The organism is Microtetraspora malaysiensis, from assembly GCF_001528665.1.
Lineage (GTDB): Bacteria > Actinomycetota > Actinomycetes > Streptosporangiales > Streptosporangiaceae > Microtetraspora_A > Microtetraspora_A malaysiensis.
The window spans coordinates 15447-27528 of the sequence record NZ_BBYJ01000006.1 but is presented as its reverse complement, the minus strand read 5'-3'; the positions used below and the strand labels follow the sequence as shown (position 1 = coordinate 27528).

General features: G+C 70.2%; 8 protein-coding genes. 3 read left to right on the top strand and 5 right to left on the bottom strand.

The window, feature by feature from the left end; genetic code table 11:
• Positions 1 to 26 precede the first annotated feature (26 nt).
• Positions 27 to 827 carry an SAM-dependent methyltransferase gene (locus tag AWQ71_RS05575; protein WP_067127783.1) on the bottom strand — a complete coding sequence of 267 codons (801 nt, stop codon included), beginning with the start codon at positions 825 to 827 and terminating at the stop codon, positions 27 to 29.
• Positions 828 to 1984: 1157 nt separating this feature from the next.
• Here AWQ71_RS05575 and AWQ71_RS43625 point away from each other — a divergent pair.
• Positions 1985 to 3922: an ABC transporter ATP-binding protein gene (locus AWQ71_RS43625; RefSeq protein WP_245658129.1), complete on the top strand. Its 1938-nt coding sequence runs from the start codon at positions 1985 to 1987 to the stop codon at positions 3920 to 3922.
• Between the two features lie 150 nt (positions 3923 to 4072).
• Here AWQ71_RS43625 and AWQ71_RS05560 read toward each other — a convergent pair whose 3' ends face one another.
• The 3 genes from AWQ71_RS05560 to AWQ71_RS41385 form a co-directional block, all read right to left on the bottom strand.
• A complete protein-coding gene (locus AWQ71_RS05560; protein WP_084258602.1) occupies positions 4073 to 4516 on the bottom strand; it encodes a TIGR02611 family protein in 444 nt (147 codons plus the stop codon).
• Positions 4517 to 4753: 237 nt separating this feature from the next.
• Positions 4754 to 7081: a M4 family metallopeptidase gene (locus AWQ71_RS05555; protein ID WP_245658128.1), complete on the bottom strand. Its 2328-nt coding sequence runs from the start codon at positions 7079 to 7081 to the stop codon at positions 4754 to 4756.
• A gap of 232 nt (positions 7082 to 7313) precedes the next feature.
• Positions 7314 to 7493 carry a hypothetical protein gene (locus tag AWQ71_RS41385; RefSeq protein ID WP_157570205.1) on the bottom strand — a complete coding sequence of 60 codons (180 nt, stop codon included), beginning with the start codon at positions 7491 to 7493 and terminating at the stop codon, positions 7314 to 7316.
• A 39-nt stretch (positions 7494 to 7532) separates the two neighbouring features.
• Here AWQ71_RS41385 and AWQ71_RS05550 point away from each other — a divergent pair, with 39 nt between their 5' ends.
• Entirely contained in the window at positions 7533 to 7907 is a 375-nt protein-coding gene (locus AWQ71_RS05550) for a hypothetical protein (RefSeq protein ID WP_067127778.1), read from the top strand.
• 36 nt (positions 7908 to 7943) lie between these two features.
• Positions 7944 to 10190 (top strand): protein translocase subunit SecD, encoded by a 2247-nt coding sequence (gene secD / locus AWQ71_RS05545; RefSeq protein ID WP_067127775.1) that lies wholly within the window; start codon positions 7944 to 7946, stop codon positions 10188 to 10190.
• 54 nt (positions 10191 to 10244) lie between these two features.
• Here the strand turns inward: secD and AWQ71_RS05540 are convergent, their stop codons facing one another.
• The gene (locus AWQ71_RS05540; RefSeq protein ID WP_067127772.1) at positions 10245 to 12071 is read right to left on the bottom strand and encodes a serine hydrolase domain-containing protein; all 1827 of its coding nucleotides are present in this window, start codon (positions 12069 to 12071) and stop codon (positions 10245 to 10247) included.
• Positions 12072 to 12082 lie beyond the last annotated feature (11 nt).

The following is a 12082-nucleotide window of genomic DNA, read 5'->3' as shown; positions in this document are numbered from 1 at the left end:
CGTCCGGTCCTGCACGGGCGGACGGGTCAGGACAGGACGCCGACGCCGCCTTCGACGACCACCTTCGCACCGATGGCGGGCTCCTCGGGGGACGGCCGCCACTCCTGGACCGGCACCAGGCCCGGCGCGACCGGGGTGAACCCATCGAAGAAACGGGCCAGTTCGTCGTGGGAGCGGAAAGTCGACTCGGCCGGGCTGCCCGCCGTCGCCGCCGCGAGCCGGGCCAGCGCCTCGGGATCGCTGTCCGCCGTCAGGTTGGAGATGATCACGTGGCTGCCCGGCGCCATGCGGCCACGCCAGGCGGCGACGATGTCATGGGCGCCCTCGTCGTCGGAGACGAAGTGCAGGACGCCGAGGAGCAGCACGGCCACCGGCTCCCCGAAGTCGACGACCGCGCGCAGATCGGGGTCGCCGAGGATCGCCTCCGGGTCGCGGACGTCGCGCCGCAGGGTGATCACGCCCTCATCGGCGGCGAACGTCGCGTCGTTGCGGACCTTGACCAGGGGGTCGTAATCGACGTAGACGACGCGTGCGTCCGGGACCGACTCCCTGGCGATCTCGTGAACGCTCGGCGAGGTGGGCAGGCCCGCGCCGAGGTCGACGTACTGCCGGATCCCCTGCGAGGCGGCGTAGCGGACGGCCCTGGCGAGGAACGCCCGGGTCGCCCGGGCGACGGTGCGCGCGTCCGGTGCGACCGACAGCAGCTTCTCCGCCACCATCCGATCCAGGGCGGAGTTGTCCGTGCCGCCCAGGAGGTAGTCGTACACGCGCGCCGAACTCGGCACAGAGGTGTCGATCCCGTCGGGAACGCGCTTCAGCTCCGACATCTCGCCTCCGACGAATACCCCTATGTCAGGCCATCGTGATCATAACGACGGCGGCGGAAGCCGTACAGACCTCCCCGCAAGGGCATCCGCGGAACCGCCTTCTTTAGACATCGATCGCCTGCTTTACCCGGAATGCGTTGACATCCCGGGTAAATGTCAGTGACCGGTTATTCCACTCACCATTGAGAGGTCGGGGAACGGTCGCGAAATGCCGGGCGAGTCCGACGCTTCCCCCTTGCCCGATGCCGGACACCGGCGAGCACCCGCCACATCCCCGTGACACACCGGCCGACGGGGCGCCCATCCCCGTCAAGCAGGGGCAATGCACCCGCGCACCCAAACAGGATGAGCAAGATTCTTTGCTGACACTAAATCAGAATAATTCATATTCGGCCGCCAGTTAAAAGCTGGTCGATTCGACCGCATTTTAAATGATTTGTGGGACTAAGGGTGATAGTGTCGCATTTGAAAGATCACGGAAACCAGTCTGAGGGAGGCAACTATGAGCCTTACCAAAGTCTTTCCGACGGGGCAGTTCAGCTCCTGGGGATGGGGGGGCGGCTGCGGAGGCGGCGGTGGCTGGGGCTGCCGTCGTCGTCGCCGCTGCTGCTGCCGTCGCCGGTGCTGGCGCAGCTGCTGGTAGGCCCTGGCTGATCTGAAGAAAGAGAGCCGGCGGGATTTTCCCGCCGGCTCTCGGCCATCACAGAGGCAGGTATCTCAACGTGGAACTGAACCCATCTTCCGACGAGGAGTACGCGCCGCACGCCGACGCCGGGCCCCCGGCATCCCCCGCCCCCGCACCGGCGGCCCGCCCCGACAGAACGACCGCGGAACGGCGTGCGGCGATCACGACACCTGACCCGAACCCGACGGCGACCGACACGTCGCCGGGCGACGCGGTCGCGGACCACACTGCGGACCGGCGAGGCCGCGACCCCGCGTCCGACGACACGGTGGAATTCATCCGGCCCGACCACCAACCCCGGCGGCGAGATCGCGCGCGGTCCGCACACGTTCACCGGGACCGAGGGAGCGGAGCGGAAAGGAGCGAGGACCGCGGCGTTGACGTGGCGAAGCGGACTTCGCGAGGGCCGCAGTCTCCTTCCGGCGAAGTGGCCGACCCGGCCAAGGTCCGTGGACGCCCCACTGGAGAGAGTGTGTCCCGTTCCGGGGACGGCGCGCCCGCGCCTGGACGCAACGCACCCCCGTCCAAGGAGAACGCGTCTGCCCCGGAGGACGAGGCGCCCGGCATCATCGCGCCGATCATCTCGATCCGCACAACCTTGCGAGAGTTCTGGCCGCAGACCCGCGGCGTACGCCGGCTGTTCATCGCCGGCGTGGTGGCCGCCGTCCTGGCGTCGGTCTGCGAGGTCGGCGTGATCGGCCTGTTCGGGCTCATCACCGACGAGGTCCTGGCCAGCGGCAGACTGAGCGCCTTCTGGATTCCGGCGGGAGCCTGGATCGGGGTCGGCGTCCTGGCCGGGCTGCTCTCCTTCTCCAGCGCTTACGCGACGGCGCTCGCGGGGGAACGCTTCCTGCTGCGGCTGCGCGACAGGGTGTTCGCCCACCTGCAGACGCTCACGCCCGACTATTTCGAGAACCGCCGCCTGGGCGACCTGATGGCCCGCCTGACCGACGACATCGAGGCCATCGAGGAGCTCGTCGGCTCCGGCCTGGTGCGGATCATCACCACGACCGCGGGCGCGGTGCTCTTCTCCGGAGCGGCGTTCTTCATCCGGTGGGATCTCGCGCTGGTGACATTCGCGATGGTCCCGCTCTTCCTGCTGGTCTCCAAGGGGTTCACGTCCCGGCTGCGCAACGCGTCCGCCCGCGAACGCTCCAGCAACGGCGCCATGAACAGCGTCATCGAGGAGAGCCTGGCCAACCAGTCCCTCGTCCAGGCGTACAACCGGCAGGACGCCGAGGCGGCGCGCCTGCACGACGAAGGCCGCAAGTGGCTGCTCGCCAATGTGACGCGGGCCCGGCTCTCCGCCCTGTACGGCCCGGCCGCGCAGATAGTGGAGACGCTCTGCCTGCTGGTGATCATCGGCGTGGGCGCGTGGGAGATCGCCTCCGGCCGGCTCACCATCGGCGGGCTGCTCGCCTTCGCCGCGTACCTGGCCTATCTGTATCCGACGTTCCAGGGGCTCGGGGAGCTGGCGCTCAGCGTGTCGTCGGCGGCGGCCGGCGCGGACCGCGTGATCGAGGTGTTGCACGCCAAGCCCATGGTCACCGACCCGTACGACGGCGTCTCCGAGGCCGGGGAGGACGGCACGGCGGACAAGGGAGCGGCCGCCGGGGGCGCTGAGTCCGCGACCGCGTCCGGAAGGGCGGCCGTCCAGGCGAACGGCACCACATCCGGAGACATCGTCGTGCCGGACTCCCGTGTCCACGGACGGATCGAGTTCGAGGGCGTCGTGTTCGCCTATCCGGGCCGGACCAGGCCGACGCTGACCGGCCTCTCCTTCACCGCCGCCCCGGGCGAGCTCGTCGTCTGCACGGGGCCGAGCGGCGCGGGCAAGACGACGATCGCCAAGCTGCTGCTCCGGTTCTACGACCCGACCTCGGGCCGCGTCCTGCTCGACGGCGTGGACATCCGCGCGATGCCGCGCAGGTCCCTGCGCGAGAACATCACCATCCTGCAGCAGGAGAACCTGCTCTTCTCGGGGACCGTACGGGACAACATCGCCTACGGGCGTCCGGAGGCCGACCTCGACGAGATCGTGCGGGCCGCGATCACGGCGGACGCGGACGGCTTCATCCGCACGCTGCCGGAGGGGTACGACACCCCGATCGGGCAGCGGGGGCGGCTGCTGTCGGGCGGGCAGCGGCAGCGGATCGCGATCGCCCGCGCCATCCTGCGCGACGCGCCCGTACTGATCCTCGACGAGCCGATGACCGGCCTGGACGCGCCGACCGCGGCACGGATCATGGAGCTCCTGCGACGGCTCATGGCCGGGCGGACGACCATCCTGATCACGCATGATCTCCGGCATGTGCCCACGCCCAGCCGGAACATCGTGCTGGAGCCTGCCCATCCGCCGTTCGCGGTGGAGCGCCCATACCTGGACGGCGATCCGGTCGTCCTGTCCTGAGAGACGCCTTTTCCGGTGCCGGGCCGCGTGCTCGCCGTTCGCCGAAGCGCGAACCGCGACGGCGGCCCGGGAGCCGGTCCCGGTCGTGGTCGGCGCGTAGGCGCGTAGGCGCGTCAGCCGGACGAGAACCCCCGCCGGCCGGTGGGACCGTCAGCCGAGAAGACGCCCGGCCTGCTCGATCAGGTCGATGCCCAGGGTGAGCTTGAGAGAGATCCAGACAATGGCGGCCGCGAGCGCGGCCGTCAGCAGGGCGGCCACGATGCGGACGAACCAGTTCTGGCGTTTGAGCCAGTCGGTCGCGGCCGTGACCGTTCGCTTGGCGAAGCCGAGCAGCCGGTGCGCCCACGCGAACTCCGTGGCCAGTACGGCCAGCCCGGCGAAGACGACGAGCCAGCCGGGCCCGGGGAACGGCACCATGATGAGGCCGGCGACGACGAGCGCCGCGCCGAGCACACCGACGACGATCTTCAGAGTGAGGCGGCCGCCGGGACGGGCCCGTATCTGATCGAGCCGGCCCAAGGGCTCGGCCGCCTGCCGCACCGCGGCCGCAGCCTCACCACCCTCGCCGTCGCCGCCCAGCGCGTTCTGGGTCATCGCCACCCGGTCACCCCCTGCCCAAAGAATAGACAGCCGGGCGCGCACCGATCTCGTCCTTCCGGACGAAACGGACTCCTCCCGCGGGTGTCCCCCGACGGCGAGACGGCCGAGACCGGCGCGGTTCTGACCACCACCGGCCTCTTGACGACGTGGGCGGGCGGCCTAAGGATGGCCGCCCGCCCTGTCATCGAGCAGAACCGCGGATCAGGGTTCCCCCCGACCGGAGACCCTTGATCAGATCGGCTGCCAGAGGGCGGGAACGTTGGGCGGCTCCCAGCCGGGCAGCGACGTGTGCCCCTGGAGGCACCGGTAGCGCACGCCGTTGTAGGTCACGACGTCGCCCGCCTTGTACGAGGTCCAGGTCGCCCAGGTGGTCTCCCCGCCGCCACCGCCGACAGTCAGGGAGAACGCCGCCGAGTGGCCGGCCGACGCGCCGGCCGCGTTGAGGTTGATCGTGTAGCTCCCCGCCGTGGTGGTCGAGGACGTGGCGATCGTCACCGTCGAGGTCTGCCCCGCGGTGATGGTGGACGGACTGAAGGTCACGGTCACCCCGGCCGGCGCGTTGCTGACCGACAACCCCAGGGACTCCGCGTTGCCGGTGACCACCTGGGTGCCGAGGGTCGCGGTCGCCGACTGGCCGGCCTGCACGGAGGCCGACGACGGGTTCACCGAGACGGAGAAGTCGTTCGCCGGAGGCTGGTCACGGCCGACGGTCAAGGAGAACGTCGCCTCGTGGGTGGTCGATCCGGCGGTGCCGACGACGGTCACCTGGAAGGTGCCGCCCGTGGCGGTGGAGGAGGCGGACAGGGTCAGCGTGGAGGACTGACCGGCGGTGACCGTGGCCGGGTTGAACGACGCGGTGACGCCGTTGGGCAGCGAACGCGTGCTCAGAGTGACCGGCTGGGCGGTACCGGAGATCACGGCGGTGTTCACCCGGGTGGTGGTCGACTGGCCGGTCTGGACGCTGCCGGAGGTCGGGCTGAGGGAGACCGAGAAGTCGTTGCCCGGGATGGCCGTGCAGGTCGGCTCACCCGACTGGGCGTTGACGCTGACCGCGGCCCAGGCCGCCTTGACCGCGTTGAACTCGGTGCAGCTGTTCGGGAACAGCGACTTGGCCGCGTTCAGGGTGGCCACGCGGGCCTTGGCGTGGGTCCACGGAGTGGTCTTCAGGTTCAGGCCGCCCATGAAGATCTGGCCGGCCTTCTGAATGCCGATGCCCGTCACCGTGGTGCTGTTGCAGGTCGGGCTGGTCGGCTTGCCGCCGCCGGGGTTGTTGCCCTCCGCGAGGAGGTAGAACCAGTGGTTCTGCGGGCCGGCCGCCGCGTGCACCTCGGTGCTGGGGATGGAGGCGCTGTAGCAGTTGGGGTCGCCCAGCGCGCTCGGGTTGTACATGTTGCGGATCGGGCCGGTCCCGGTGAGGTTGAGCTGCTCGCCGACCAGGTAGTCCGGCGTGTCGTACGGGGCCGGCTCGTTGGCGAAGTGCTCGGTCAGCGCGCCGAAGATGTCACCGGTGGACTCGTTCAGTCCGCCGGCCTCGTTGCCGCTGCCCGCGCCGCCGGAGCCGGAGAACTGGAAGATCGCGTGGCCGTACTCGTGCGCCACCACGTCGTACGTGGTCGCCTGCTTGTTGTTGGCCTGGTTGTGGCCGAAGTTGGTGTAGGACCCGTTCCAGTAGGCGTTGACGTCGTTGAGACCGACCCGGGCGGGGAAGGAGCTGCCCGATCCGTTGTGGCCGTTGCGGCCCAGCCAGTCGCGCAGCATGTTCCACTCGACCTGCGCGGCGTACATCGCGTCCACGCAGGCGGTCTCCAGGTCGGTGCCCGAGCCGTTGCCCCAGCTGTCGCTGCTCTTGGTGTAGGCGGTGCCGCCCTGCCCGCCGCAGCGCAGCCCCGGCCGGTTCGGGTCGGTCATCGAGTACGAGCTGCCGGACCCGGAGGTCGCGAGTGTGACGGTGCCGTGGTAGTTGCTGTTGCCGGTGCCGTCCCGCACCTCGTCCCAGGCGTCGATCACCTTGCCGCTCTTGGCGTCCACGTACACGTGCTGCACGCTGGGGCCGCCGTGCTTGGCCGTGCCGGTGACGACGACCTCCCACGCCAGGCGCGGCCGGGCGGTGGTGGCGTGCACCACCAGCTCGGGGGTGGCGACGCTGTCGGCGGCGGCCAGCTGGGCGCGGGCGGTGCCCGCCGCGGCATCGGCGGTGACGGTGGCCGTCACGTCGAGCTTCAGCGTGGTTTCCTGGCCGGTGGTGACGGTCTCGATGACCTGGCCGGAGGAGTCGGTGGCCACCACCACGTCGCCGCCGTAGACCGGCACGCCGCGGTGGGAGCGCTGGTAGGTCAGGTACTGCAGGCCGCGGGTGCCGGCGATGTCGCGTACCAGCTGGAAGGTGTCATCGGCCGAGGCGTGCAGCGCCGCCGTGTCGGCGGCCAGCGCCTTGCCGGCACTGGCGACGGCGTTCTTGCGCTGTTGGGCGTCCGGCTGAGCGAACGCCGGCGACGGCGGCGGGGCGGCCTGGGCAGCGGCCTGGGAGCCGTCGGCCCCGGCCGCTGATGCGGCGGGCATTGCTGTGAGCGAGGCTGTGGTCAAGGCGACCGACGCCAGCAAGGCGACGGCCCCCGACCTCATCGTGGGATTCACTCTCGGTGACTCCTCTGCATGGGGGGTGAGCGGTCCGAGCAATCGGACCGGCCCCCAAGCTGACAGCAAGAGCGTCGCCGGAGTACCCTCCAAATTTGCATAATTCTGAGATATGGACAAAATCCCCAGAAACCACCACTAGGCGCGAGAACTGGCGCTAGATGGCGAAATTCGGCATGTAGTCGTTCTCCCGCTCGGCCGCCTCACTCCGGTCGACGACCGGCTTGGCCAGATCGGTGTACTGGCACCCCGAAAGCGAAACGCGCCCGGCCGCGTCCGCTCGCCGCCGGGGGACGGGGCGCGCTGGACGGCTCATCGTGGCGCGTGTTCGGAGCATCCCAGGCTACGGTGGCCTGCTGAGCAGAAAGGAGAAACGATGCGGAGCAGACTGACCGCCGCGTTGCTCCTTCTGCTGCCCGTTTTCCTCCTGGCGGGCGCGACCCCGACGGACGCGCTCACCGCGACCCACCGGGCCGCCTCCGTCGCGGCCCTCCACGCCGGACCCCCCGACACGGCCCGCAAATGGCACGACCTGCCCACCCCCGGAGTGGAGCAGCAACACAGGGTGCCCCGGCTGCAGGCGCGGACCGGCCCGTGCGTCGTGTCCGGCGGCGTCGCCGTACTTCCCAGTGCCGGGCCGTACCGCGCTCTCCTCGTCATGGGGAAGCACGGCACGGCGGGCCCCGGCCTGCCCGTGCCTCCGGGCACGTCGATCGCCCCGGCGCGCGCGCCGCCCTCCACAGCGCAGTGACACGTTTCCCATAACGACAAGCCTGTGGAGGCTCGAATGTCACGTGCGCCCTTGTGGCGTGCGCTGGCGGCGCTTGCCGTCATCGCGACCTCGCTGCTGCTGGCCCTGACCATGGCTCCGCGCCTCGGTCTGGACCTGCGCGGCGGGACCCAGCTCGTCTTCGAGACGAGGGACTCTCCCACGGTCAAGGCGGACTCGGAGGCCGCCGACCGTGCTCTCGACGTGCTCCGGCGCCGGGCGGACGCCCTCGGAGTCGTCGATCCCACCCTGGTCCGTTCCGGCGAGAAAAGGATCATCGTCGAGCTGCCCGGCGTGCTCGACCCGCGTGAGGCGGCCGACGTCATCGGCAAGACCGCGCAGCTCAATTTCCACTCGGTCCTCGGCGTCGCCGAGGACGGCGACAAGGACGCCGTCGCGGACGAGAGCGGCCAGAAGCTGAAGCTCGGCCCGGTGGCCATCAGCGGTGCCGCCGTCACGAACGCCGCGGCGTACACCGATCCCCAGATGGGGCTCGGCTGGTTCGTCACCATCGATTTCAAGGAAGCGGGCCCCTGGCGGGAGCTCACCGGGAAGGCGGCCTGCGAGCCGATCGGCGATCCCAAACGCAGGGTGGCCATCGTGCTCGACAACAAGGTCATCTCCTCGCCTCAGGTGAACGACACCGTGGGCTGCAACGTCGGCATCCCCGGCGGCACCACCCAGATCAGCGGATCGTTCACCATGGAGGAGGCGCAGAACCTGGCGGTGCTGATCAAGGGCGGTTCGCTCCCGGTGCCGCTTGAGCTGGTCGAGCAGCGCACGGTCGGCCCGACGCTCGGCGCCGAGGCGATCGAGGCCAGCGCGAAGGCGGGAGTCATCGGTGTGCTCCTCACCGCGCTGTTCATCGGCGTCATCTACCGCCTGGTGGGTGTGCTCGCCGCGGTCGCCCTCGGCTGCTACGCGCTGATCTCGTACGCGGGGCTGGTGGCACTCGGGGCCACCCTGACCCTGCCCGGCCTCGCCGGTTTCGTGCTCGCGATCGGCATGGCGATCGACGCCAACGTGCTGGTCTTCGAACGGGCCAGGGAAGAACACCACGAGTCGCCCCGCAGGGGCCTGCGCGCCGCGCTCGACCGGGGGTACAAGAACGCCTGGAGCGCGATCGCCGACTCCAACATCACCACCCTGCTCGCGGCCGGCCTGCTGTTCTGGCTGGCGTCGGGACCGGTCAAGGGATTCGGGGTGACCCTGGCCATCGGCGTGATCGTCTCGATGTTCTCGGCGATGGTGGTCACCCGGGTGCTCACCCACCTGGTGATCGGCCGGATCGGCCTGAAGGCGTCCGGCCTGGCGTCGATCGGCCGGGTGAGGTCCTGGCTGACCCGGCGGAACCCGGACCTGATGTCGCGCAGACGGCTCTGGCTCGCCCTTTCGGCCGGGCTGCTCGTGGTGATGGCCGTGGGTGTCTTCACCCGTGGGCTGAACTACGGCGTGGAGTTCACCGGCGGCCGGATCATGGAGTTCTCCACCAGCCGGACCGTCGACGCCGGGGCGGCCAGGCAGGCGGTGTCGGACGCCGGGTTCCCCTCGGCCGTCGTGCAGATGTCGGGCGACGCGATCTCCGTACGAACCGGGCAGATCGGCGCCGACGACGTGGTGCGCATCGAGAAGAACCTGAACGAGCAGGTGGGTGAGGTCACCAAGCAGCGTGACGAGCTGATCGGGCCGAGCATGGGTGAGGAACTGCGCAGGAACGCCCTGATCGCGCTCGGCATCGCGCTGGCGGCGCAGCTCGTCTACCTCGCGATCCGGTTCCGGTGGACGTTCGGCGCCGCCAGCGTGGCCGCGCTGTTCGTGGACACCTTGGCCGTCGTCGGCGCGTTCGCCTGGCTGGGCAAACCCATCGACGGCGTCTTCTTGGCCGCCCTGCTCACGATCGTCGGCTACTCGATCAACGACAAGGTCATCGTCTTCGACCGGGTCAGAGAACTGTGGCCGGCGAACCGCAAGACGTCGTTCGACCGCATCGTCAACACCGCGATCCTGCAGACGGTGCCGCGCACGGTGAACACCGGCGGCAGCACGATGTTCGTCGTGGCGGCGCTGGCGGTGTTCGGCGGCGACTCCCTGCGGGACTTCGCGATCGCGCTGCTCATCGGCATCGTCGTCGGCACACTGTCGTCGATGTTCTTGGCCGGGCCCGCGGCGATCGAGCTGGAGCGGTTCAGCAAGCAGCCGCCTCCCCAGCAGAAGAGCAAGCGGCGGGCACCCGACGTCCGCGAAGGGTCGGGCGCGGTGGTCTGAGCCGTTTCGTGGCGACACGCCGGTCGAGGTCTCCCCTCGACCGGCGTGATCGCCTCACCTCTGGTCGCGACGGAGCAGATAATCTTCCGGCGTTCGCCGGAGAGCCAGATCGAGACGCACTCGATCACCTGTACGTGCCATTCGGACTTCGACGGCGCCTTGCCGGCCCACGCACTCGATCACGACGTCGTCGGGAGACGTGGCGCCGATCACCGCGGCCGGGCCGACGGGAGCGATCAGGTCACGGGCACGGATGAGCTCGTCGACCAGCTGCTCCGGGGTCGTGTCCCCGGCCGGGGCGACATGCTCGGGCCAGTCCGGTCGTTTACCGGCCAGGGCCTCGACGACGCACCCGACCACCGGGGCGAACTCCGGCGAGGGGTCCGGCACCGCGTCGACCTGCAGACGCTGCACCTTCGCCGGCACGGTGGGGGTCAGCCACATCTCGTGCCGGATCCGCCCATGCTCAGCGGGCCGCCACCACACCAGATGCCCCGGAGTCGCGGCGCTCAGCTGCTCGGCCGGACCGGTGAGCGCTCCGACCTGCCGATGCGCCTCGTCGAGTGCCGTCAAGCGTGTCGCGGCCGGCTCGTCCTGGAAGAGGGTGGGCGAGAAGACGGGATCGCGCACCGCGGACTCGTCTCCGCCGACGAGGCGATCGACCACCTGCCGCGCCTCATGCACGACCGGCCACGACACGACGGTGCGTGACGGAGGGGCGACCGCGTCCAGGACCTGGCGCAGCGCCGCGTCCGCCGGCTCATAGACGGGGCAGTATCGGGCGTTGCCGAAGGCCACGACCCCGATTCCGGTCTCCCGGTGCCATCGCATGTGCGAGCCGAAACCGGGGTAGCCGCCGATATGGTGCACGAACTCCCCCCACCTGGGGTCGTACTCGACGAACAGGCCGTAGCCGTAACCGGACAGCCCCCAGGGGAACTCCCCGGTGCGCACGTCGGGCAGGCCGTGCCCGTTCGTCGACACCAGCGGGGTGATCGCCCGGTGCTGTTGCTGCATCGCCCGGCGGGTGGCCCTGGCCAGCGGGTGGCCGCCCTCGGGCTCGTCGCGCGCGGGGAACGCGCTTGCGAAGCCGTGGACCCAGACGGCGAGGTCCTCGACCGTACTGAGCACACCACCGATGGCGGAGAACATGCCCGGGGCCGTGAACGCCTGGGGCTCCCAGCGATCGCCGACACGGTGATAGCCGGTGGCCAGCCGCTCCCCCGCCACGTCCCGGTAGTCGTAGGTCGTCGAGGACATCCCCAGGGGCTGAAGAAACCTGTCGGACACGACCTGCGTGAACGGTCGCCCGGTCAGCGACTCGACCACCTGGCCGAGGAAGACGTAGCCGAGGTTGGCGTACTCGAAGCGGGTGCCGGGGGTCGCTGTGTACCCGATCCCGGCGGACAGCAGCGCGCCGAGCGCTTCCTCGGTCAGCTCCTCCTGCCGGTCCGCCCAGGCGTCGTCGGTGGGGAGTCCGGCGCTCATCGTGAGGCAGTCCGCGACAGTGATCGGCGGGGAGTCGCGGGTGGCCCGCGGCAATCGCGCGAGCATCGGGACGTGCTGTCCGACAGGGTCGTCGAGTCTGAGCACGCCCTCGTCCCGCAGCGAGAGGATGGCGGCCGCGGTGAAACTCTTGCTCAACGACGCGATGCGGAAGACCGTGGCCGGTCCCGGTGTCCCCGGGGATTCGGAACCGACCAGGCCGTAGCCGCCGCCGTGGACGACCCGACCGCCGTGGACGATCCCGTACGCCACACCGGGAGCACCGGCGCCATCGGCGTGGAATCGCGCGAAGATCTCATCGACGGCGGTGAAGTCCACGGCGTCGAACCCGGCGGATCCGTGGTGGGCCAGGGTATGGCCCCGAGCCTCGCTCAACTGGTCTCTCC

Coding starts and splice junctions, on each gene's coding strand:
- AWQ71_RS05550 (WP_067127778.1), top strand. CDS start 7,533: ATGCGGAGCAGACTGACCGCCGCGTTGCTCCTTCTGCTGCCCGTTTTC.
- AWQ71_RS05560 (WP_084258602.1), bottom strand. CDS start 4,516: ATGACCCAGAACGCGCTGGGCGGCGACGGCGAGGGTGGTGAGGCTGCG.
- AWQ71_RS05555 (WP_245658128.1), bottom strand. CDS start 7,081: ATGCCCGCCGCATCAGCGGCCGGGGCCGACGGCTCCCAGGCCGCTGCC.
- AWQ71_RS41385 (WP_157570205.1), bottom strand. CDS start 7,493: ATGCTCCGAACACGCGCCACGATGAGCCGTCCAGCGCGCCCCGTCCCC.
- AWQ71_RS05575 (WP_067127783.1), bottom strand. CDS start 827: ATGTCGGAGCTGAAGCGCGTTCCCGACGGGATCGACACCTCTGTGCCG.
- secD (WP_067127775.1), top strand. CDS start 7,944: ATGTCACGTGCGCCCTTGTGGCGTGCGCTGGCGGCGCTTGCCGTCATC.